The sequence below is a fragment of the Streptomyces sp. H39-S7 genome (genome assembly GCF_027158205.1).
GTDB lineage: Bacteria > Actinomycetota > Actinomycetes > Streptomycetales > Streptomycetaceae > Actinacidiphila.
Genome location: NZ_JAPVLU010000027.1, coordinates 96,818 through 119,280, shown reverse-complemented (window position 1 = coordinate 119,280; position 22,463 = coordinate 96,818). Strand labels below are relative to the sequence as shown.

At 68.1% G+C, this 22,463-nt stretch carries 15 protein-coding genes and 3 pseudogenes; 15 read left to right on the top strand and 3 right to left on the bottom strand.

Annotated elements, in window-relative coordinates:
• Positions 1–27 precede the first annotated feature (27 nt).
• From O3X23_RS25480 to O3X23_RS25470, 3 genes are all read left to right on the top strand, one after another.
• Entirely contained in the window at positions 28–1,530 is a 1,503-nt protein-coding gene (locus O3X23_RS25480; RefSeq protein WP_269273871.1) for an ATP-binding protein, read from the top strand.
• 213 nt (positions 1,531–1,743) lie between these two features.
• Entirely contained in the window at positions 1,744–2,775 is a 1,032-nt protein-coding gene (locus O3X23_RS25475) for a hypothetical protein (RefSeq protein ID WP_269273870.1), read from the top strand.
• A gap of 438 nt (positions 2,776–3,213) precedes the next feature.
• Positions 3,214–3,984: a hypothetical protein gene (locus tag O3X23_RS25470; protein WP_269273869.1), complete on the top strand. Its 771-nt coding sequence runs from the start codon at positions 3,214–3,216 to the stop codon at positions 3,982–3,984.
• Between the two features lie 132 nt (positions 3,985–4,116).
• Here the strand turns inward: O3X23_RS25470 and O3X23_RS25465 are convergent, their stop codons facing one another.
• Both O3X23_RS25465 and O3X23_RS25460 read right to left on the bottom strand, forming a co-directional pair.
• Entirely contained in the window at positions 4,117–4,446 is a 330-nt protein-coding gene (locus tag O3X23_RS25465; protein WP_269273868.1) for a hypothetical protein, read from the bottom strand.
• Positions 4,447–4,510: 64 nt separating this feature from the next.
• Entirely contained in the window at positions 4,511–6,958 is a 2,448-nt protein-coding gene (locus tag O3X23_RS25460; RefSeq protein ID WP_269273867.1) for a CHAT domain-containing protein, read from the bottom strand.
• A 298-nt stretch (positions 6,959–7,256) separates the two neighbouring features.
• Here O3X23_RS25460 and O3X23_RS25455 point away from each other — a divergent pair, with 298 nt between their 5' ends.
• Positions 7,257–7,418, top strand: a complete 162-nt coding sequence (locus O3X23_RS25455) for a hypothetical protein (RefSeq protein ID WP_269273866.1) — start codon at positions 7,257–7,259, stop codon at positions 7,416–7,418.
• 1,960 nt (positions 7,419–9,378) lie between these two features.
• Here O3X23_RS25455 and O3X23_RS25450 read toward each other — a convergent pair.
• Complete coding sequence (locus tag O3X23_RS25450; RefSeq protein ID WP_269273865.1) at positions 9,379–13,362, bottom strand: CHAT domain-containing protein; 3,984 nt, start codon at positions 13,360–13,362, stop codon at positions 9,379–9,381.
• A 153-nt stretch (positions 13,363–13,515) separates the two neighbouring features.
• Here O3X23_RS25450 and O3X23_RS25445 point away from each other — a divergent pair.
• From O3X23_RS25445 to O3X23_RS44280, 11 genes and pseudogenes are all read left to right on the top strand, one after another.
• Positions 13,516–14,145, top strand: a pseudogene (locus O3X23_RS25445) (transposase).
• 130 nt (positions 14,146–14,275) lie between these two features.
• On the top strand, positions 14,276–15,025 hold the full coding sequence (locus O3X23_RS25440; protein WP_269273864.1) for a hypothetical protein: 750 nt from the start codon (positions 14,276–14,278) through the stop codon (positions 15,023–15,025).
• Between the two features lie 6 nt (positions 15,026–15,031).
• The gene (locus O3X23_RS25435) at positions 15,032–16,309 is read left to right on the top strand and encodes an MFS transporter (RefSeq protein ID WP_443047968.1); all 1,278 of its coding nucleotides are present in this window, start codon (positions 15,032–15,034) and stop codon (positions 16,307–16,309) included.
• 78 nt (positions 16,310–16,387) lie between these two features.
• Positions 16,388–17,617 carry an ATP-grasp domain-containing protein gene (locus O3X23_RS25430; RefSeq protein WP_269273862.1) on the top strand — a complete coding sequence of 410 codons (1,230 nt, stop codon included), beginning with the start codon at positions 16,388–16,390 and terminating at the stop codon, positions 17,615–17,617.
• 78 nt (positions 17,618–17,695) lie between these two features.
• Positions 17,696–18,010, top strand: a complete 315-nt coding sequence (locus O3X23_RS25425; RefSeq protein ID WP_269273861.1) for a hypothetical protein — start codon at positions 17,696–17,698, stop codon at positions 18,008–18,010.
• A gap of 109 nt (positions 18,011–18,119) precedes the next feature.
• On the top strand, positions 18,120–19,907 hold the full coding sequence (locus tag O3X23_RS25420; RefSeq protein WP_269273860.1) for a type IV secretory system conjugative DNA transfer family protein: 1,788 nt from the start codon (positions 18,120–18,122) through the stop codon (positions 19,905–19,907).
• Positions 19,904–20,302, top strand: a complete 399-nt coding sequence (locus O3X23_RS25415) for a hypothetical protein (protein WP_269273885.1) — start codon at positions 19,904–19,906, stop codon at positions 20,300–20,302. Before O3X23_RS25420 ends, O3X23_RS25415 begins: the two co-directional genes overlap by 4 nt.
• Before the next feature lie 65 nt (positions 20,303–20,367).
• Positions 20,368–20,517 (top strand): annotated as a pseudogene (locus O3X23_RS43985) (hypothetical protein); the annotation flags it as partial.
• A gap of 27 nt (positions 20,518–20,544) precedes the next feature.
• A complete protein-coding gene (locus O3X23_RS25410; RefSeq protein WP_331283947.1) occupies positions 20,545–21,603 on the top strand; it encodes a DnaB-like helicase N-terminal domain-containing protein in 1,059 nt (352 codons plus the stop codon).
• Positions 21,600–22,082, top strand: a complete 483-nt coding sequence (locus O3X23_RS25405; RefSeq protein ID WP_269273859.1) for a hypothetical protein — start codon at positions 21,600–21,602, stop codon at positions 22,080–22,082. The genes O3X23_RS25410 and O3X23_RS25405 overlap by 4 nt, the downstream gene beginning before the upstream one ends.
• Before the next feature lie 21 nt (positions 22,083–22,103).
• A pseudogene (locus O3X23_RS44280) lies at positions 22,104–22,370 on the top strand (hypothetical protein); the annotation flags it as partial.
• Between the last annotated feature and the right edge of the window lie 93 nt (positions 22,371–22,463).

Here is a 22,463-nt window from a genome sequence, read left to right as displayed (position 1 = left end):
CCCCACCACCGCACCGGAGAAACGTTCATGCCCAGGACTCGCGCCAGCGCCTCCCACCTGTTCGTCCCCCGCAAGTCCTCGCGCGCCGAGCAGCGAGCCGCCCGCGCGGGTTTCGCCACCGCCCGCCGCCAGGCCCGCCTCGCCGAAACCCCGACCAAGGGTCGCGACCAGGAGACCTTCGATCCGGACCTACGGCCCACCTACCCCCTGTCCGGCCGCCCCGGACACTCCTCGGCGCGCGGTGGCAAGCTCGCTCTGCCTGCCCACCGGATGACCACCGCCACCGTCTCCGGCGCCTATCCCTTCCTCGCCGAGGGCGGCCTGGGCGCCGACGGCATCTACATCGGCCGCGACGTCCACGCCGAAGCGGCGTTCTGTTACGACCCGTTCTCGCTCTACAGCAGCGGGCGCATCGAGGGCTTCACCAACCCGAACGCGGTGCTCGCCGGGATCATCGGTATGGGCAAGTCCGCGCTGGCCAAGTCCATCGCGATGCGGGCGATCGCGCACGGCTACCGGGTCTACGTGCCCTGCGACCCCAAGGGCGAATGGACAACCGTCGCGCACGCGCTCGGCGGCTACACCATCGCTCTGGGCCCAGGGCTGCCCGGTCGTCTCAACCCGTTGGACGCCCCGGACCGCCCCGCCTCGGTACGGGAAGAGGACTGGTCGACCGAGATCCGCAAGCGGCGCCTTCTGCTCCTGGCCGGCCTCGCGCGCACCGTCCTCAAGCGGGACCTGCTGCCGATGGAACACACCGCCCTGGACCTGGCACTGGACGTGGTCGTCACCGACGCCGCAGCGCGCGGCACCGTGCCGCTACTCGGCGACATCGCCCACATCCTCGGCTCCCCCGAACGCCTCGACCAGGCCCTCGGCGACCAGACCGGACGCATCGGGCCCGCCGCCCAGGACCTCGCACACGCCGTACGCCGCCTGGTCCACGGCGACCTGTCCGGCATGTTCGACGCCCCCAGCACCGTCGCCTTCGACCCGACTACACCCATGCTGTCCATCGACCTGTCCCGCCTCGGCGGCTCCGGCGACGACACCGCGCTGGTGCTCGCCATGACCTGCGCGAGCGCCTGGATGGAATCCGCGCTCTCCGACCCCGACGGAGGCAGGCGCTGGGTGATCTACGACGAGGCATGGCGCGTCATGCGCCACGTCGGCCTGCTGGAGCGCATGCAGTCCCAGTGGAAGCTCTCGCGCGGCCTGGGCATCGCCAACCTGATGGTGATCCACCGCCTGTCCGACCTGCTGTCCGCAGGCAGTGCCGGCTCACGCGGCCGAGTCCTGGCCGAGGGGCTCCTGGCCGACTGCTCCACCCGGATCATCTACCGCCAAGAGCCCGACCAGCTCGCCGCCGCGGCCTCCCTGCTCGGCCTGACCGGCGTCGAAACCCAGGCCGTCTCCGCCCTCACCAAGGGCCGAGGACTGTGGAAAGTCGCAGGTCGGAGCTTCATCACGCAACACATCCTCCACCCCGCCGAGCGCCATCTGTTCGACACCGATGCCCGGATGCGGTGAAAGCCCAGTGGGTTCACTCCACCTGCGGCTTCCCATCCCGATGCGCCCCGGACAACTGCGGCTGTTCGAAGAGCTGCTGACCCCTGCGTCCAGCGGGGCCGGCACCACCGCGAACCCAAGAGCGCCTGCACCTTCCGCATCGCGTCATGAGCCAACTCCACGCCGTACTCCGCCCGAGCGTCGGCGGCAACTCTGAAACAGGAGTACACCCACATGCCCCACCCGCACGCCCATCCCGACCTTGTTCGCTTCGCGGCCCAGATCGCCGCCCGCCTGCCTGGCGCGTGGGCCGCCACCGCTCACCGCCCAAGTCCCGGCCCCGCCTGGGCGGACCCGTTCCACGAGGTATGGGATGACCAAACGCTGGAATGGGCCACCTCCGAGTACCGGCCCCATCGGGCCGCCGTCATGACCAGGGGCAGCGATCGTCTGCTCGTCACTACCCATCCGCAGCGGGGGGCGGAGTTCATCGTCGGGGCGCTGGCACCTGCAGGACTGGGCGAGGACTCGGTCGGCGACGCGAACGCGCCGAGGGCCATCGTGGTCGGCGCCGACCCCGTCCGGGCTGCGACCGACATCGCACGCCGCTTCCTGCCCCGCTACGACCAAGCGGTGTGGCCGGTGCGGATCCGGGCATTGGCCGCCGCAGCCGACGGCATCCAGCGGGCAACGGCCCGCTGGGATGCGATCTCGGATTCCTTCTGCAACCAGGACGGCTGGCCCATCGACGAAACCGGCTACGCCAACGGCAAAGTGGCCCGCGACGCTGCTGCTTGGGAACACGTCGAGACGTTTCTCGCACACGGACCCGCCGTGCTCGCCAGCGTCCAGGATGCGGCCACCGCGGCCGACTACCTCGACGGCCCGATCAGCAACGATCTGCGGCGCCTCCGAGAGATCGGAACCCATCTCGAAGGGGCCGCCCAGCTCCAGCGCGACTGGCAGGAGACCACGGCGCAGCTCACCGCCTCGCTGCCCTGGGTGCAGGAGATCTACCAGAACCGGGAACGGGAGTTCCGCAACGCCGAGGGCTGGAACCACGCCGACGAACTGGGTGGCAGCGGCCCAGCCCTAGTCCGTGCCGCCCAGCACCTGACCGGACGGACTGACAGCAAACCCTCCGAATCCGAACAGCGCATGCGCGCGGCCCTCGCCCGCTCCGCGCCCGCTCTCCACAACGCCCCACTCAGTGCACCGGCCCCGGCAGGGCCGTCGAGTTCGGGGGCCATACGCCGCTCGCGCTGACGCCCGGATATCACCCATGTCCGGCCGGGCCAAGCCGCGTCACAGCCACATCCTGGACCAACCATCCGCTCACACCACCGCTCGGCTACGGCTGTTTGCCACACTCTGCCGGGCAGTTCAGCCACGTAGGAGTCGCCATGCATCCCGACCGGATCACGGTCACCCCTTCTTATGGTCAACGGCGGCGATGTGAGCCGGGCCTCGGCCAGCCGGTCCAGGACCTCGGCGACCACCGGTGCGTCCTCACCTGCTCTCACCGACCCGATGCCTCCGGGCGGATCCGGTCCGCCAGCCGTTCCACAGAACGCCGTCCGTTCCCCGTCCGCTCTCGGTCGCTGACCGTGCCCCTTCCTGGAGATCCCGCGATGACCCGCACCCGCAGAACCCCGTCCGCCCCCGCCCCCTTTCTCGTTCAGTCCCCTTCCGGATGGATCTGCCATGCCCACCTCCGAGCACGACCCGCTGCCCGACATCGCGATCGGCCACCACCCTGACTTCGGCATTGTCGCCAGCAACCCCAAGCGCCCGGCCGCCAGGGCCTGGATGCTGAACGGCTTCGACTTCCGCCCCGTCCCCCACGAGCCCACCCTGTACGCGCTCGCTGATCAGCAACGCGATGGACAGGGCAGGGCGACGCGGGCCGTCGCCATTCTGCGCAAGGCCGGCTACCAGGTCGAAGCGGATGCCGCATACGACCCCGAGCTGTCAGCCGACGCACCCCCCGTGCGTGACCGCTCCCAGCGAGCAGAGCCCGACGTGGCGTTCGCCGAGCACCCCCAGCTCGGCATCGTCGCCGCCACCGCCGACAACGCCGTCCGCGGCGGTCAGCTCCTCGAAGCGCACGGCTGGAAGCACGACCAGCGACTCGACATCTACACACTGCCCCGCGAAACAGACCGCGGTGCGGCCCTGGGCGCAGCAGCACGGGCCACGGTGTCCATGAACCAGGCCGATCTGAGGGTGGCCGTACACACGCGTCTCGCCCAGGACATTGCCGCGCACCGCCCGACTGCTCCTGCCGCCGCAGCGAGCCAAGACCGCGCCCAGAGCAGCGCCGATCGCAGGCATCCCGTCATGAACGCTGCCACGCTCGCCGCCAGCCCTGCCCGCGCCGGGCTCCCCGGCAAGGCACCGGCCCCTGCCCCCGCCGTCTCGGCCCCTGCGGCTAGTGCGCCGGATCCACGCATCGCGTTCTCCCGCAACCGCTGACCCGCAAACCCCGTAAGGAGCAGTTTCCATGGCCGCGGAGACGATCAGGCAGATCACCCATTCCTGTCGGCACGAGGCGGATCCCAACCTATCCGACCGGGCCGCAAACGGGAGGGTCCGCAGCTACAGTCCCTATTCGTCTTCCTCTGTCAGGGCGTCCTGGATCCGACGGGCTACGGTAGCGACGTCGCCCCCGCTGTCGACGGGAATCTCGATGTAAACTTTCTCGCCCTTCGCCGTGATCTGGACGGTGATTCCGGTGCGCTTGCCGAACGCGTGCTGGATAATCTCCGTGAGTCTGAGGAAGGTGTCTGGTCCCTGAAGGATGCTGACGGTGGTCGCGGCCACAGTGATTCCGATCAGGGTGATCTCGGCGGCGGAGCCTCGAATGCCCGGACGGATCGCCAGCTTTTCACCCACCAGAGCGTCGGCGACTTCAGACGGCATGGCTACGGCAATCAAGAGTTGCCCCTTTCACTTGTTTCGGAGTCGGCCGTGTGTCGTGGGCGGATAAGCGTAGGGGGTGTCAGTACGCCTGGTAGGAGGCCCAGATGATGGGGTGCGGGTCACGGATGTCGTCGCCGGAGTCGGTGATCCCCCGCAGGGAGCAGATCTTCCACTCGTTGAGCATCCGCAGCTGAAGCCCCCTCAGCACGTCCGCGTGATTGTCCTGTGGCCGGGCAAGCAATTCCTCCACGATCAGGTCCTCGAACACCTCGGTGAACGACGTGTCAAGAATGTCGACGGACGTGGCGATCACCTGGTCGGCACCCGACTGGATGGCACCAGCCGCGAGCCCGATGGCCTCACCTCCGAGGGACGAGGCAGTTGAGCTGGAGCAGCATGACAGAACCACGCATTCCGGCATCGGAATGAATGGTGTGCCGTCATCGAGGCTACCGAACAGTTCGCCCGAACTCAGGTAGTCGTCCCCGCTCAGTGGAAGAGCCACCCACGCTGGATCGGCGTCGTGTACCGCGTGCCCGCGGTAGAAGAACAGCCCCCGAGTCGAGGGGCCGATCCGGCGTAGTGCCTGAAGCAGGGACCTTTTGGTAGCGGGCACTGGGTACCCCGCCGCTTCCAGCAGTGTGGCCGCGCTCCTGACCACCGATTCCGAGGTCCGCTCGCGTAGCGTCCCGTCCGGATTGTCGCACGCCAGAAGAAACGGCACAGGGGAGGAGTCTGGCTGTCCCCTCCGCGCCGAGCGCGTGAGTTGAGACGGGGTGGAGGTCCACATCCGCAGTGCGGCCCGTTCCACCAACCGCTCCTCGCTCCCCGGGATCATCACAATCGGCCAGGGCACGCAAGCGAGTTCGCGTGCGGCCGAGATCGTCAGCTGCACAGGATCGGCCACCGTTGCCGCGCTCAGTTCCGCGACCAGTGGCGGCGGCAGCAGATCACCGATCGTGCGGGTGATGATCTGCTCCTCGGCTGAATTCCAGCTCTCGAGGTGGGTGTAGGGCTCGTAGTAGTCACCGGGGCCGCGCTTGGAAGCGTACAGGCTCCAGCTCTTCGGCTCGGACGACTGCGATTGCCCGGCCAGGCCGAGCAGTACCGGTTTGACACGGTCCCGCTGTCGCAAATCCTCCTTGCCGTACCCGATCGGCTTCGCATCCTGAGCGGCGAACCAGAAGAGAAACCCGTCCTCGATGTGCGAGGACCAGAAGAGGCCCTCGGGCAGTGCCTCGTCCAAAGATCGCGGCGCGAGTGTGTGTGCGCCCTTGGCCAGCAGCACACTGCCGTAGTGAGGCATGAGAAGTGCCGCGCCCTGAAATGATACGGGTGACGGGAAACGCTGAAGAGTGGCGCCGAAGGCGTCGTTGAGCGCGGTGAAGATGGCTTTAGAGATGAGCGGTCTGCTGTTCTCCGTCGCGTCGGCCCGCTCTGAGGGTGTGCTGACCCCGCTGTCCGCGAGCTTCTTGTCTTCCTCCTCGGTGTCAACCTCGACAATCGTTCCGATCATGGACTGGAGTCGGCACGACTCGATCAGTTCGGCCACGGCCCGGCCGTCACCGAGGGCTGTCACCGATGTCAATGCCGCGTGCCTCGACGGGCCGAAGTTGCTCCAGAGAGCTACGCGTTGTGCGTGCGAGCAGGCGCGGTAACGCGGAGCGTCCAGCTTCGCCCAGGCCGCGAGGGCGAGATCGAGTCCTTCTTCGTGCCGACCCATAGCTACCCAGATGGCTGCGGACCGTTGCTCCAGCTCTCCGACGAGCCAGTAGTCGGCGCCTTCTCCTGTCAGCCGCACAATCGCCGAGTTCAGAAGACCGAGCGCTCGTTCCGGTTGAGCGTCGTCGGCGAGGCGCTCCGCAAGGCAGGAGACCAGGTAGGTATAGGGGACGATGCCGATTTTGCGTACCCGCTCGATCCCGGCGACCTCATGCGCGCCGATGCCCGGAGTTCCATCCAGCACGCGCGCGGCTATCCGATGGAAGACGGCGGAAGCTCCGTGGCTCGCTCCCTCGATGAACTTCAGATTTTGGAGCGTGCTGTCCCGGTCTCCCGCCTTCATGGTTAGGACGACCATCTGGCAGAAGGTCCGGCGCTTGTGACGCGCGGTGCGCCAGTAGACCGCGGCCCCCGCAGAGCATTCCGCCGCGGCGGCCCAGTCGGCGAACCGCACGTATTCGCGCCCCAGTAGTTCGTAGAGGGTCGCCAGATTCCTGTCGGGAACCGAGTCGGGCCGAGGGGGCTGTTCGGTGGTGCGGATAAGTATCGATAGCACAAAGGAGGCCGCCGCGTTGCCCGAGTCTTCGGCATCGGCCGTGGTCACCCCACCGAGGAATCCGTGGAGTTCCACGAGGTCACGGCGCAGCGCGTCCGGCAGGTCCGCACCACGTTCCAGAGCAGCATCGATGAGTGCCGCGATCCGTCTGATGCCGGGAGTCGCCAACTTCCCCCGGTCCGGACGCAGCTGACGCCGCCCGAGGCGTCCCGCGACGACGAGAAGACGTGCATACGCCGCTGATTTCATGTCTCCCCCGAAGTTCACACTCCCCGTACGTCACCAGGAGATTCCGGGTGCCGAACGGCCGAGATCCGGCAAGGGAGCAGTCACCGAAATCATGCCGTCCCACGGCGACGGAAGGACCGGAATACGAGAAGTTCCGGATACAACCAGGCGACGCCCGTCCCCAGCGTGCGCGATCAGGTCCGCGAAACCGGCTGAGCCAAGCCCCGGCCTGATCGACTCACAGTCGATCCGAACCGCCGACACCGTCCCGGCCGCTGCGAAGAGGTTCGACGCGGGCAAGAAGGTCTAGCGATTCATCGTGGCCGACACGCTCGGCCGGCTGCTGGCGGTCCACGTTGTGGCAGCGAACATCCAGGATCGCGAAGGTGCCAGGGACCCGCTGCTTTGGACCCGTCTTGACCACTCTGGCGTCCGGAAGATCTGGACCGTCCAGGGCATCACCGACTGTCTGGGCGACTGAACCGCGCAGACCTTCGGCCGCGCGCAAGTGATCGTCCGGAAGGCTCCGGATCAGCGCGGCTTTCAGGTCCAACCGATGCGGTGGGCGCTAGAACGCACCTTCTCGTGGCCCACGGCCCACCCACGCATCGCCCGGGACTACGAAGCCAGCCCGGCCCGATCAGAGACCATGATCCACTGGGCAATGGTCGTCATCATCGTTCGGCGTCTCACCCGCGGCCGTCCGACAGCGCCCAACCAGAGCGGTATGTGTCTCCGCTTCACGAACCGGGGACGCCAGACAAGCCGACCTGCACCGATACCCGCGTCCGGGTCGACGGCACCGGAACCAGAGTCAGTTAACCGGGTTGCACTCCAACGCCGTTGACCCCGCGCCGGACCACTACCGGCAAAATGATCACTATCCAGTGGTCCGTACGACGTATCCGACGCAGCTCCGCGCGAGTGGGCATCTACACACAGTAACGATCGGGCGCACTCGTTCAGGTGAAGTGCAGATAGGCACCGATTGCTGGAAGAGGGCTAAGAACAGGGGGCAGGACAAGGCCGCCTGGCTGGAGGGGAAACGCGCCGCAGAGCAGCCGAGTCCGAAGCCTGGGATGCCGCAGCTAGGGCCTGGGTGACGTCGTGATCAATCTCGCCGATCCGGATCCCTCTGGAAGGCGGATCCGGCAGGAAGGGGGTCGTGACGCGCAGGCAACTCATGTATAAGCAGTGAAAGTTGATCGAGCCAATTCGGCGCAGTGTCACTCTGGGGCTGTGGCGGTGCTCCTGGAAGTGCGCGGCGTTCTCCCCCGGCCGGACAGTTAGGCCGTGCGCTCGCCCTTGGCGATGGCCTTCTGTGATCTCTGGGAAGGCCGACGTAAGGCGCTCGCCGCAAAACCTTCGCAGCCGGTTCCGCATTCTCGCGAGGGGCTCCCGTTTCTTGCGTGGTGCATCCGCTCTGCTATGCGGCCGAATCGCCTGGCGATGCCCATTCATACGGCACCGGGGCTGCGCCACTGGGAAGGCTACGGGACAGTACGGCACTTAGGGTTGCGCCGCAGTCCGCCTCAGTCTGTGCGGTGGCCGGCGGAGCGAATCCCAGCGCCCGGTAGAGTCGTACACGGTGAATAGAGAAGAGGCTGGCGACATGACGGCAGTACGCGTCGACGCCGGCCCGAATAGAACGGTGCGCGCCCCAGACGAGCAGTGTGCATGCCGCCATCCAGAGCAGCCGCGGTAGCACCCCCGGGATCACGACCGCCCAGAGAGCGGCTGCCGCCGCACACACAAGCCCTTGCACTCGGGCAAAGACGCGGGTCGCGGCGGCGGTGAGTTCGCCTCGTACGGGCGCTTCAAGGGCCTTTACGAAAGGGTCCCAGCAGACGGCGAGGTCGAGTCCGTATGCGCGGCGTGCTTCGGCCGACACCGAAACGAGCGCATTGCCCACCGACGTAGGGAGCAGGGGGTGCGAGTCGGTCACCCGTGGGTAGCGCGCATATGCGGCCCGCCTCCGAGTGGCGCGCCATCCGTTCTGACTGTGCCAGGCATCGAGATCTGCGCCGTTTAGCGTGGCCGGCGGTGCCTGCCGCCAGCTGGAGAGGTCACTGCGCCGGGCGCGATGTCGGGCTATGCAACGCCGGGTATATGCGAGGGCGATCTTTGAGGTACCCCAACGGCCAGCGAGTATCTCGAGTGTGAACCCTGCCGACGCAGACAGTGCCCACGCCGACATCACGATGACGGCGGTCGCCGTCGCAACCCAGAGGATTGGCCCCAACGGCTTCTGCGCAACGATCGTGCACAGCCCGTCAGCGTGCTGACCAGGCAGCCGGCAGGGGTCCTTGCCTGAACCCCGCCGCCACGCCAAGGCCAGCGCACCCGCCAGCCAGAACAGAAGCAGAGGGCCACCCATGACCGCACTCCACCGCTTTGCGAGGGGTTCGAGAAGTCCTTTCACTAGGTCGCCCACTCTGCCCCTAACCCAGAATGAACGCGTTGTCGGGGTGGCTCGGGCAGCAGTCGGCGTCGTACGGGGAATCCATGTCGCCGTCGGCCTGCTGCATGCAGTCGGCTAGCGGACACTCCCATACGTTGGCGGATGGATCTGGACCGGGGAGGTTTGCGAAGATCGGCAGACGAAGCCCGGGACTACTGGGTGCCCAGTCGGCGTTCGAGTCCTCGCATTCTGGCAGCGCGGCGATAGCGGAGGAGGCAACCGAGTCGTGAGCGGCCGATGCGGTTCCGACACCCTGATGGACGAATGCGGCCCAGGACGAAGGGTCACTAGCCAAAGCCTTGGCTTTGGTCTTCTTCCCTCGTGCTCGGGCCCGGGCTTCCCGCAGCGCACGCAGTTGCGCTGTGCGTAGTGCCTCGCCGGGCGGCAATCCCTCCAGATTGAGCAGCGTGTGGAAGTCCCGCATCAGAGCAGCGGTCGCGGCGTCATCCACCGCCCACAACGACCCCACTACGGCCGCCGCGCCGGCCGCCCCGAATGCTGTGGCCAGGCTCAAGGCGCTGTCATAATGCGCTCCCGGTACAGCCGTGGCACAGGCGGACAGCACAACAAGCGGTGCTAGACCCGACCTTTGGCTATTCCATTGGAGTCGGTCGAGAACCGTGGCGACGCTGAGCCGTTGCCCGTTTGCCAGCACCAAGTGCGACTCGTTGGCGAGCGCCAGACTGCGCGCATGGCAGGCGAAATGGGCCACCGGGTATGCAGGTGAAGGGCTGTCGACCGCGTCACTCAGTGCGGACAACACCGCTCGCGGAGTAGCAGGCACCGAACCGGGCTCGCCGGATCCGCTGAAGCGTCGACCCTTGGAGTAATACCAGCGGTAGACGTCCTCGCCCTCTTGGCGAGCATGAGGTAAGTCCCGGGTTGGGTCGACGACAACCACGCCACTTCCCGTGAGCGGCAGGAGTGCGCGGAAGGCGTACCAGGACAGGGCGTACGCTGACGGCGCGTAGGTGAAAGCCATCGACTCGATCGCGAAGCGGTATCCCCATCCGCTGGGCTCCCTCACGCGGTGCCGAGCTGCGTGCCAAGGGACGAGGCCCAGGGGCCCGGCCGGGATAACGGCGACGCGCGGCGTACCCTTGATCCCCACGGCGGCGAGATGTTCCTGTAGTGGCCCCATCGCGGCCTCCCAGGCCCAGTTGCAGACACTGCCCATAACCTTCCGGTGGGAGGGATCGTTGGGCGCGTTCCCGGCGCCCTGGGCCCGTAGTTGTCTGTCGTGTGCCGTCGTGAAGTCGATCAACTCGGTTGCGTGCAGACGAAGGAGGGGCAGCCGCCGGGAGGCGATGCGCCCGTCCCAGAGGGTGATGAGAGCCCAGCCGCAGTCTCGTCCGGCGAAGAGGTGCACCACCGCATCGATTCCCAGCGAACCGCACCACTCCGCGATGTCATGCGCCGTGGGTGCGGGGGTGACGTCACGAAGGGCAGCGCGCACAGACTCCCGCATGCTTTCTGGTAGGGGAAGGAGACTGTGCGCGGAGACAGCCTCGGGTAAGGCATGGTGTGGGGCGTTGGCCAGCGGGCCGACGTCGGGGGCATCGATCGCGACACTGGTTCCCAGCCTCTGCTCCCGTAGGGAGGAAAGCGCCCGCAGAGCGATCCGGTCACCGATCACGTCTACTCCTGCGGCTGCTGCCGCCAGCACCGCCCGACCCGACTCCGTGACTTCGAGGGCGGCGTGGATCTCACCGGCCTCCAGACACCAACGAGCAAGAACGTCGGCCTTGGCCGTGACCAATCGGGCCTGCACGACTGGTCCGGCGTCGGGATGCTCCATTACTACATCGACGACTCGATGGTGAAACTCGTCCCGGATCGCTCCGAGATTGTCGCGGAGTTCGTCCGTCGCTCGTGGCCGATGAGGCCGCCCGTAGTGCGCAGATCGCTCCTCCAGGACGGCGTGAGCTTGCCGCCACGTGTGGGCGTCAAAGTGGCTGGCGTAGTCTTCCTCACCCCGTCGATGGGAGCGCGCCCTGCGCTCCCTGTCCAGCGCCACGGCTCGCTCGAGGAGACTCGCAGCCCGTGCTTTGACCCTCTCCCGAGCGCCGGGAGCAACCAGCACCTCTTTGAGAGTCACAGCGGCGGTGTCAAGGGCACCGTTATCCTGGTGATCGGCCCTTTCATGGCCCATGACTGGGGACGTCCGTACCTCATACAGTGCCAGTAGTGCGTTCCCGTACTGGACGGTCTGCAGAGCTAGCTGTTCGGCGGGCTGGTCGGGCCACTCCAGGCAGTGCTTGAGTAGATCGGCCGCGACCCTTACGTCATTTGGCGCACGCAACACGTCTGCCCGGGCGAGCAGGCACTGAGCCAGCTGAAAGGCCGCCGGAAGGTGTGCACCCTCTGGCCCCGCAACAGCGCGAACCGCTGTGACGGCGGTCAAGACCGCGCTATCCAGAGCACGCAGGTCGCTGGCGCGTAGATACTCGGCGTAATGTGCAGCGGCCAGTGTGGCGTCTGATGGGGCATGGCTCAGGAGGGCGCGAGCGGTGCGCAAGTCCTCCGCCGCGTCGGCGAGTTCATAGCGTCGCAGTAATGCCTCACCGAGCATGTTGCGCCACGTCGAACGGTCTGGGCTCGACTCCGGCAGGGCTGGGGACTTCAGGCCGAGGGTGAGGACTGTGACCAACCGCTCTAGGGAGGTGGAGTCGCCCTGCCGTTCGAAGCTCAGCCGCAGAGCCGTGGCGAGAGCTCCTGTCCACTGTGCCCATTCGACCGGGCCGCGATCCTCGGCACTGGCTCGGTCCAAGGCGTTGCCCAGGGCATCCGTGGCTCTGCCAAGGAGGTCCGGCTCGGCTGAGTGCTCGTACATGGTGAGGCAGCTGTAGCCGAAACTGGCGTACACCGCGGATGAGAAGGCGCCTCGCGTATCGCGTAGATCAAGCGATGCCGGTGCACGCAGGAGGCCGAGATGTGTCTCGAACGCTTTTTCCAGATAGGAAACGTCATTCGAGACGGCGTAGCAATACCGCTGTACAGCCCCGACAGCTCGCAACCACCTGTTCAGCAAACCCTGTTCGATGGTCAGCGAGCTCAGCTCTGTGGTCTTCCAGAGTGCATCGGCGGCAGCTCTCAGATCCTCGCCGCCACCGTCGGCATCGTGCCGCATCCGTAGCGCAACCCCGAGCACGCCCGTCCACAATAGGGACAAGTCTCGATCGTCGGCGCTCCGAGCCACCCGCGCCGCCGCCCTGGCATTGGCCACTGCATGTTCTAGGTCCGAAGGTTGCTTGAGTGCCTCGTAGCGCAGCAGCAGGGCTTGAGCCAGGTCACCAAGCGTGGAGCTCTGTCCCCGAAAATGCGCTTCATCGGTTCTGGCATTGACGGCAGTCTGCAACGCTTCGACTGCTTGGTCCAGTACGTCAGCGGCTCGGGTGCGGACGCTCTGAAGGAGGCGCGCACGGTCGATAGGGGAGAGCCGGATGTGCTCGATGGACGGGGTATCTCTGGCCTCTTCCAAGCGAGTGTCGAGAGCGTCGCGCAGCTGGCAAGTGTAGTCCAGCAGGGCGAAACCGGGGGCTTCGCCTTCATAGCCGCGGGCAGCTTCCAGGCTGGGCCGGCGAGCTCGGTAGGCGGTTCGATTCTCACTGGCATGTACGCGAAGTAGGTCTCGTAGCTCGTCAAACTGGATCACATCCGGGTCGGAGTGAACCTGGATCTCTGCACTTTGAGGCATGGCATACGCGGAAACTACGTCGGGGAGGTGCCCCAGCCGCCGCCGCAGGGCCGGAAGGTTGGAGCCGAGGGCGTCAGCTGCACCGAGCGCCGCGATGGCGTCGGGGAGGGCGCCCTCGTGCGCCGTGCTCTCGTATGCGTCGAGTGCCCGTTCTCCGATCAGCCCCGCACGCGTGCGGGCGGGGAGATCTCGCTCGTCGTCCCGAAGCCACCGTGCCGTCAGCTCTTCGACGACGGCGACGAAATGTTCACGCCCCACTTGCGCCACTGCTGCCCCCTCCCCGTACGGCTCCGGCAACCTAGGAAGACTAGTCGAGCTAGGAGCACCTCGCGGCGGATCCCCAGGGCTAGGGCCTGTGTGACGTCGTGATCAGTCTCGCCGATCCGAATCCCTCTGGAAGGCGGACCCGGTAGGAAGGCGATCGATACGCGCAGGCAACTCACAGATAAGCAGTGAAGTTGATGGAGTCGTTCCTGCAGATAGGCGAGTGCGGCCCGTCCCCGAGCAGCTGCGGGAGCAGTTCAAGGGGGTGATCTGGCGGTTCCGCCCCAGCGGTCAGTGGCGGGAGAGGCCCGGTGAGTTCGGCCCGTGGCCGACGGTCTACGACCGCTTCCGGGTCCGGAGGGACGCCAGCGTCTTCACCGCACTACTGGAAGGCGTCATCGCTGAGGCCGCCCGCCAGGGGCACACGGACTTGTCCCTAGTCAGCGTGGACTCCACCACCGTCCGCGCCCACCACGACGTCGCCGGGATGTGCATCGGCGAGGAGGTCCTGGATGCGCGTCAACTGCTCCTAGCTGCGCAAACGCAACATCAAGATGGTCATCCCGGAGGAGGGGGGACCATGCCGCCAACCAGAAGCAGAAGGGCAGCCGGGGCGGCTGGCCCAGACGCCACGACACCGATCAATACAAGGAGCGGAATACCGTCGAGCGCCTGATCAACAAGCTGAAATCCTGGCGTTGCATCGCAACTCGATACGACAAGACGCCCGAGAGCTACCCCGCCGGGCTCCATGATCTGGATCAACTAACAACTCAAGACGCATGACTGATCGCAACATGACACAGGTTCCCTAGCAGGCAATTCCGGCCGAGCCAAATCGCGGAATCTCCGGATCCTCTCTGTCAGCCCATCGCCGGGCCACATAGGTTCCATGCCCGTCGCTCAGGAGTTCCTTGTGCCTGCCCCATTCATCACCATCGCCATCGAGCCCAGTGGCAGCGTCTCGGCCAAGGGTGCCACCGATGATCTGTCCGCCTCGCTCCTCAAGCACGCGGGATTTCATCGAATTAGGGACTGGTACGGCCGCCATCATCGTCTGCCGACCACTACCCCCCAGGCGGATCGCTCTGCCATCGCCTCTCACGCAGCGGAGATGCTCCGGGCCGCCCGCTACAGCGTCAATCTTGACCCGGATCTCGACGCCAGCCGATTGACCACCCCCACCGATCCTCACGGGCTTCGGGTGGCCGGCGGCCAGGTCCTGCGGCTGACCGACAGGATCAAGGGCGCGGCGAACCCCGCTGTGGCAGCTCACGCCGTCGACCATCTCCTGGACGCCGCTGACGGCGTCCTGATCCGGCTGCACGAGGCATTCGAAGCCGCCGCTGAGACGATCACCGATCTCGACGAGGACGCCTTCGAGCTGGCAGACCGCTTCACGCTCGCCTGCGAACACCTCACGGCAGCCGTCGAAGAGCTAGACAGTGCCCCCGCTCAGGTGCGTGCCCTCGCCGGTGCCTCCCCGTTGCACGGCGGCAGCTACCAGGAGCGGACCGCCGCCTACTACGCGACGGCCGTCACCAGCGCAGCCTGCGCCACTTCACCCGCCGCCGCCCAGGCACCAGAATCCAGCGACCGGGCTCCGGGCAGCGCGGCGGCCACGGCCACGACCCTCGCCCCGAGCCCCCGCCCGCGGGCCCGGTGATTCCTGATGCTGTCGATGCCCACCTCCCGTACATCGTCTGACCACGTGTCGCGTACCTATCTCATGCGGGCCACCGACGCCCTGGCCAGCGCGACGGCCACCTATGCCATCCCGCTCCTGGTCCTGATCACCACCGGGTCCACCGCCCTGACCGGCATCGCGTTCCTGCTGGAATGGACACCCCGGCTGGCCGCCTTCACCTTCGCCGGGTCCCTGGTCGACCGCTACGGTGCCGGCCGCATCTTCCGCACAGCCAACCTCGTCCGCGCCACGCTCGTCGCCCTGACCGGTGCGGTCTTGATAGCCCTGCCCTCCGCCGGAACGGCCACCACCTTGGTCGTCCTGGGATTCGGTGCCGCGTCCGGGCTGCTGACGGAGGTCTCCTACGTGGCGGTGGAAACCCTCGGTGCCGACGCCAGCCGTCGCCTGGGCTCGGACGCTCATCGTGTCCAGGCCGTACAGACGGGCATTGACCAAGGCGCGATGCTCGTCGGTCCGCTCCTGGGCGGCCTGTTGCTCCTGATCAGCCCCAGCGCACTGCTGGCCGTCGTCGCCGTGCTGGCCCTGACCGCAGCCGCAACCGCACGAGACGACGGGCCTCAAGCAGTTCGGCACCTGGAACCCAGCAGCCTACTGATCGGATGGCAGACCTTGCGCCGGACCCCCGCGCTGGTCTGGCTGATCGGTGGCCTGGCCTCGTCGAACCTGGCCTTCGGCGTGCTGCAGGCTGCCGCCCCGATCACCGTCATCCACCAGTTCCACCACTCCCCCGCCGCCGTCGGTGCGATCTGGAGCGCGGCAGCCGTCGCCTCACTGCTCGCCGTCTGGGCCGCCCGCCGGGCCATCGACCGCTGGCACGTGTGGCCAGTCGGCGCGGTGGCCGCCGCCGTGTCCACCGCAGCCTGCCTGGCCCTCGCGCTGGCTCCGGTCTTCTACGCCTACGTCGCGGCAGTGGCCGTGCTGATGGCTGCCGAGGGCGCGCTGACCGTGGTCCTGCGGACGCTGCGCAGCCGCCTCATCCCGGCAAGGGCGTTCGGCTCGACCCTCTCGGTAACAATCATCCTGGTGCTGCTGCCGCTGCCCCTGGCCGGAGTCCTGGTCGCGATCGTCCCCAGCGGGAGCCTTCCGCACCTGCTGCTGGTGTGCGCTGTGCTGCAGAGCATCGTGCTCGGCGCGTGCTTCACCGGCCTACGCCGCCACCGCGCTGCCTGCGACCTGCCGCACGCCCAATCTCCCGCGCCGCCTACCAGCGGATCCATCGCGACCACGGCCACCACTTCGTGAAAGCGGCGCCCACCAACGGCTGCCGCACGACGGTCCGCTCCTTCCCGCCCTTGTTTTCTTCCTTCCTGGAGGCTTCGCATGTCCCGATCGACCCGTCCGGTTCTGATCGTCGTCGGCGGTACTGACCCTGTCTTCCGCCGCTACTGCGTCGAGCAGGCAGCCACCGCCCACCCACTCGCGCTGATCGACGCCAAGCCGCCGACCTGGTCGCAGGACCTGATCGTCGACTACGAGGTCGCCGATATCCGCGATCCTGCCGCCGTGACCGCTGCCGGCTTGGCCCTCGCCGAACGTCACGCCATCGCCGGGGCCGTCACCTGGGACGAATACGCCCTGGTTCCGACCGCAACACTCGCCGACCGTCTCGGGCTGCCCGGCAACACCGTGGCATCGATGAACGCCTGCCGGGACAAGGCGACCAGCCGCCGGCTCTTCGCGGAGCACGGCGTCCCGTCCGCGGTATCCACCCGCGTCGACACCCTGGCCCAGGCGACGACCGCCGCGCAGCTCACGGGCTTCCCCGTGGTCCTCAAGCCGTCCTCGCACGCGGGAAGCATCGGGGTGATCCGCGTCGATCGGCCCGAAGAGCTGCCTGATGCCTGGGAGTTCGCCGGGGCGGGAACCAGTGAGCAAGGGCCGGAGGGCAGCGGCGTGCTTGTTGAAGAGTACCTGGACGGGCCCGAGATATCGGTGGAGTGCGTCACCCAGGACGGTCGCAGCACGGCGGTGGCCGTCACCCGAAAGGAGGTGGCCTTCGCACCGTACTTCGAGGAAGTCGGCCATACCGTCTCCGCCGACGACCCGCTGCTGCTTGAGGCGGCACCCGTTGCCGTTCAGGCGATTCGCGCCCTGGGAATCACCAACGGCGTCCAGCACGTGGAAATGCGCCTCACCGCCAGCGGTCCACGGATCATCGAGGTCAACGCGCGGATCGGCGGCGACCTGATCGGTGTGCTTGTCCGCCTCACCACCGGCCTCGATCTGCCCCGCATAGCCGCCGACATCGCCACCGGGGACGCCCCCGACCTGGTCCCCTTCGCACGCGGCACGGCCGCGATCCAGGTTCTGTATCCCCCGGCCAGCGGCACGCTCACCGCCCGCCATCTGCGGACCGACCCGGACCAGAACCCGTGGCTGCACCAGGTGGCCTGGCTGCGCGAGGTCGGGGACCAGGTTGCCCTGCCGCCCGAGGGAGACGTCGACAGCGCACGAATCGGCCTGATGGTCGTCACCGCCGGCAGCCCAGCCACCGCCCGGAAGCAGCTCGCGTACCTCACCGAGGGTCTGACCTTGGCGGTCGCTCCGTGATCCGAGCGCTTACGGCCTGCGCCAGGAGACACACAGTGCCGAGGTTCTCTCCAGGCCAGGTGGGGAGCACACGCTGCCATGGGCTCCCCACCAGCGGAGCAGTTGGAGATCGGCGAGGACCTGGTCGCCGCGTGCCCTCCGGAACTCAGCGACTCCCGGCACCACGAGATGGTGAATGTCCTACAGACCAGGGAACTTCTCAGCGACGTCCTCGGTGCCGGCCCGCTCGCCGATACCGCACCGTCCGTTGCCCCGGCTCCGGAGACAGCCCGGCAGCACGCCGCCCGCACCTCCTCCCCACAGGTCGTCGCCGCCCAGCGCGCGACACCCTCCGCCACCACGTCAGGGCCATCGAACCGCGCCTCGCCTGCCCGGTCGCCGCGCACCCGGTGATCCCCACCACCGACTACCTACCCGAACAGGAGCTGCACCGATGACCAGCAGAAGAGCGCCGCGTGCCCCGCCCCGACCGCCCCTGCTGCGCTCACTCCTTGGACGAACCATGCCCGCACCGCGTACCAGCGCACCCTCGACCACCTCCCGGTCCGACGCGCTCCTCTACCTCCTCTTCGGCATCCTCGCCATCGCAATCGCCTTCGGCTCCCTAGCCTGGCTGACCGGCAACCTCACCAACGCCCTCGTCGGCACGGGTCCTTGGGCGCCCTTCAAATCCACCGACGCGCTGCTTCATCCCGCCGCGCTGTGGCCACACCTGAGCCCCACGGCACTCTTGGTCGGCGCGCGGATCATCCCTGGCCTGCTGTCAGTTGGCCTCACCATCCTCGGCCTCGTGCTGTGGCTTCGGCTGCGCGGCGGAGCGAGGAACGGCCTCGCCCGGAAGGCCGACCTCGCCCCGCTGCTGGACAAGGAGATCACCGCCAAGGCCCAGAGCCTGCGTCCGAGCCTGGCCGATCTCAAGGCGAATGAGGTCGCTGTGGCCGACCGCGGGATTCTCGTCGGCACACTCTCCCCCGGCCGTGCCGAGGTCCGTGCTTCGTGGGAGGACGTGATCGTCGCGATCATGGCGCCGCGCTCCGGGAAGACCTCGGGGCTGGCGATCCCCGCGATCCTCGCGGCTCCCGGTCCGGTGCTTCTGACCTCCAACAAGGCCGCGAACGATGCCTTCACCGCGACGGTGGACGCGCGCGCCCAGGTCGGGACGATCTGGACCCTCGACCCGCAGCAGATCGCCCACCACCCCCGCGAGATGTGGTGGGACATCCTGGCCGACGCCCGCGACCTGGCCGGGGCGAAACGTTTGGCCGGGCACTTCGTCGCCGCGAGCGTGGACGAGTCGAGCGGCTCCGATTTCTGGTCCACCGCAGCGAGCAACACGCTCGGCGCGCTCTTCCTGGCTGCCGCCAGCAACCGCCGCCCGATCACCGACGTTTTGGCCTGGCTCGCCTCCCCCGCCGACCGCACCCCGGTCGACCTGCTCACCGAGGCCGGCCACGACGCGGTCGCCGCCCAGCTCCAGGGCACCGTCAGCGGCGCGACGGAAACCCGGGACGGCATCTATGAGACCGCCCGGCAGTACGCGAGCTGTCTGCTCGATGCGGACGTCGCCGCCTGGGTCACCCCGGCCAAGCACCTGCCCGAGTTCCAACCGTTCGCGTTCGCCACCTCCCGCGACACCCTGTACCTGCTCAGCAAGGACGGCGGCGGCTCAGCCTCGGCAATCATCGCGGCAGCCGCTGACGCGGTGATGCGCGCGGCTGTGGTCGTCGCCGAGCGCTCCGGCGGGCGACTCGACCCGCCCGCCCTGTGTGTCCTGGACGAGGCCGCCAACGTCTGCAAGATCTCCGACCTGCCCGACCTCTACAGCCACCTGGGCTCACGGGGGGTCATCCCGATGACGATCCTGCAGTCCTACCGGCAGGGCCAGCGGTGCTGGGGCGAAGCCGGCATGGACGCCCTCTGGTCCGCCGCCACCATCAAGATCATCGGCAGTGGCATCGACGATGCCGACTTCGCCGACCGCCTCAGCCGCCAGGTCGGTGACCACGACGTCCAGACCACGTCCGTGTCGACCAGCGACAGCGGCAAGTCCACCTCGGTCAGCATGCGTACGGAGCGGATCCTGCCGCCCGACGCCATCCGTGCCCTTCCCAAGGGCAAGGCGCTGCTGCTCGCCACCGGCATCCGGGTTGCCCTGCTCGACCTCCGGCCCTGGTACAAGGAGCCCTCCGCCAAGACGGTCGGCCCGGCCTCGGCCCGTGCGACGAAGGCCATCACCGCGCGTGCCCTCGCCAAGTCCGGTGACAGCGACGACTTCGGGCTGTCGGCATGAGCGCCCCGACGCTGAAGCTCCTCTCACTGCGGGGCCAGGCGAATCTGCACCGCTCCCGGCGCCCGCTCGACGAGGCGCCGATCGACCGGGTCACCGCCCACGAGTGGTCCGGCCGCCAGGGCAACACCTTCGACGCCGTCGCGGACGCCGAGCTGGAGAACGGCGAGTTGGGCGGCTGCTCGCCTTGGTCTTGCCGCTCCGGCGCCTCGACAGCCGACGGCCCCGACCTCGGGCGTGAACTCCCGCCCTCTCCCTCTTCCTTCAGGAGTCTCTATGTCCCCGAACACCTCGTTCCCGTTGGGCACCCGCTCCGCTCACCTTGCCGGCTCGTCTGCAGTGCGGCGCGGCGGCCAGTGGTGGCTGGTCTCCGGCAGCGGCTCCGTCCTCTCAACTGATCTGGCCTTCACCCGCGAGCTGGACCGATTCGCCGCCGCGATGACAGCCGCCGACCTGGCGGTCGCTGAACTACACCCTAAGAAGCGCGGGTCGCGCCGTCGGGGCCGACGATGAAGCCCTTTCTGCTGGCCGAGCAGGCGGTCCTCGTGCCGTCCTGCTTGACCCGGGCCAGCTGGCCTCGCTCACGTGGCTCGATCCCACCCACTTCTACCGTCCCGCACACCGGGCGCTGTTCGCCGCAATGCACAAGCTCCACGCCGACGGCCACCCCGCCGCCGCCGAGGAGGGAGTGGCGGTGGAGTGGGTGACCGACACGGTGGCTGAGGCCAGCCGGCACGTTCGCGGACTCAGCGCCGGGTACGCCCACACGCTGATCGCGGCGTGCCCGCGTCCCGGGCACGCGGCGGTGTATGGGCGGATGGTGCTGGAGGGCGCCATTCACCGCACCGTCACCGAGCATGCCGTCCGTCTGCATCAGGCCGCACGCGCGGACGCGCTGGAGGGCAAGGTCGACGGCGCGCTGCACCAGGCGGATGTTCTGGCTGACGTTCTCACTGACCTCGCTCGCCGTTGGGGAACCGAACCCCGGCCCCTGGCAGCCGTCGGGCCTTCGACGGCAACGGTCCTGCCCGCATCGGCCGCTACCGAGCAGGCAGTCCAGGACGAACGGTTCCTGCTCTCCGTTCTGGTGAACCAGGCCCCCGCTATGGACAACGTCGTCGGCTGGCTACGGCCCGCCGACTTCGCCGGGCACGGACACGACCAGCTCTACCGCTGTCTTGGCGCGCTGCACCATCGCGGCGAACCCGTTGACCACCTCACCGTGCTGTGGGAGGCCCAACGGCGTGGCCATCTGACCGACGGCACACTCACCGACGAGCAGCTGCGCGACATCTGCAACGGACTCGGCGCGGGATCGGCCGAGTACCTCGGCGAGCAGACCCTGCGATCCTCGCTGACCCGGACGGCAGCCTCCTCCGCCGCCGCGATCAGGGCCCTGGCCCAGGACGAGGCACTGGCGCCAGGCCGGCTCATCAACCACGCCCTGCACGCGCTGGGCCCGCTCGACGAGGTCCGGGCCCGCTGGCGAACCGCCACCGGCAAGCCCACTGCAACTCCCGGCCCGGCGCCGGGCGACCCTCCGCCCGCTACGCGGATCGACGCGGCCCTGGCCCGAAGCCAACCGGGGCACCCGGCCCGGCCGGACGCCACCATGCAATCCCTTCGCGCCCGGCCTGCGACCCGTACCCCTCCCGCCGCCAGTCCTGACCACCCCCACCAGCAACGGAGCCATTCGTGATCATCGATCCTGCCGAAGACGCCACCACACTGGCCGCTCTGGCCACAGCCTGCGACACCGTACGGGCCCAGCTGCCGTTGGACGGGCCCCCTTACCAAGATCTTGATCTCGTCACGGTCTCCCGCCAGCTCTCCGGCCTCGGCGACCTGGTGACCCATCTCAGCGACGAAGTGCTGTTCCGCTCGGTGCAGCCCGGCCCCACCGGGTCGCAACGCCACCGCGCCATTGGCGCCTTCGCCAGCGCCGTTGATCCCCTCGGCCGAGCCATCAGCGCACTCGGCGCCGTCTACACACAGGTCGCCTTCCGCGACGAGACGTCCCGCTGGCCGGATTCGCCCAACCTGCGCGATGCTCTGCGGCCGCCGACACGGTCATCGAGGAGGATCTCAACACCGCCTCCGAGGCGCTGCGGGAGACCGCCGGCGGGCTCAACGCCGCAAGCACCCGCCTTCGGGTCGACCCGCACCGCGTGCAAGTAGCCCTGCACCGCAGCACCGGCCGTGGCCGCGCCGCCGCACCAGAGTCATCCGCGGCCGTCGCCACCGGGCTGCCGGTACCGTCCAGTACCCGCCGACAGGGCCGCTGACGTGGGCGTCCTGCGAGGCGGTCCGCTGATCGGCAGCCTGTGCTCGGGGTACGGCGGCCTGGACCTCGGCGTCCAAGCCGCTGTGGGCGGGCGGGCTGCCTGGCATGCGGAGATCAACCCCGATGCCTCCCGCATCCTGGCCCGGCACTGGCCCGGTGTGCCCAATCTCGGTGACATCACCGCCGTCAACTGGGACCTGATTCCGCGGGTGTGCGTCCTGACGGCGGGTTTCCCCTGTCAAAGACGTCTCCGTTGCCGGCCGTCGAGCTGGGCT

Coding starts and splice junctions, on each gene's coding strand:
- O3X23_RS25480 (WP_269273871.1), top strand. CDS start 28: ATGCCCAGGACTCGCGCCAGCGCCTCCCACCTGTTCGTCCCCCGCAAG.
- O3X23_RS25475 (WP_269273870.1), top strand. CDS start 1,744: ATGCCCCACCCGCACGCCCATCCCGACCTTGTTCGCTTCGCGGCCCAG.
- O3X23_RS25470 (WP_269273869.1), top strand. CDS start 3,214: ATGCCCACCTCCGAGCACGACCCGCTGCCCGACATCGCGATCGGCCAC.
- O3X23_RS25460 (WP_269273867.1), bottom strand. CDS start 6,958: ATGAAATCAGCGGCGTATGCACGTCTTCTCGTCGTCGCGGGACGCCTC.
- O3X23_RS25435 (WP_443047968.1), top strand. CDS start 15,032: ATGCTGTCGATGCCCACCTCCCGTACATCGTCTGACCACGTGTCGCGT.
- O3X23_RS25430 (WP_269273862.1), top strand. CDS start 16,388: ATGTCCCGATCGACCCGTCCGGTTCTGATCGTCGTCGGCGGTACTGAC.
- O3X23_RS25425 (WP_269273861.1), top strand. CDS start 17,696: ATGGGCTCCCCACCAGCGGAGCAGTTGGAGATCGGCGAGGACCTGGTC.
- O3X23_RS25420 (WP_269273860.1), top strand. CDS start 18,120: ATGCCCGCACCGCGTACCAGCGCACCCTCGACCACCTCCCGGTCCGAC.
- O3X23_RS25415 (WP_269273885.1), top strand. CDS start 19,904: ATGAGCGCCCCGACGCTGAAGCTCCTCTCACTGCGGGGCCAGGCGAAT.
- O3X23_RS25410 (WP_331283947.1), top strand. CDS start 20,545: ATGCACAAGCTCCACGCCGACGGCCACCCCGCCGCCGCCGAGGAGGGA.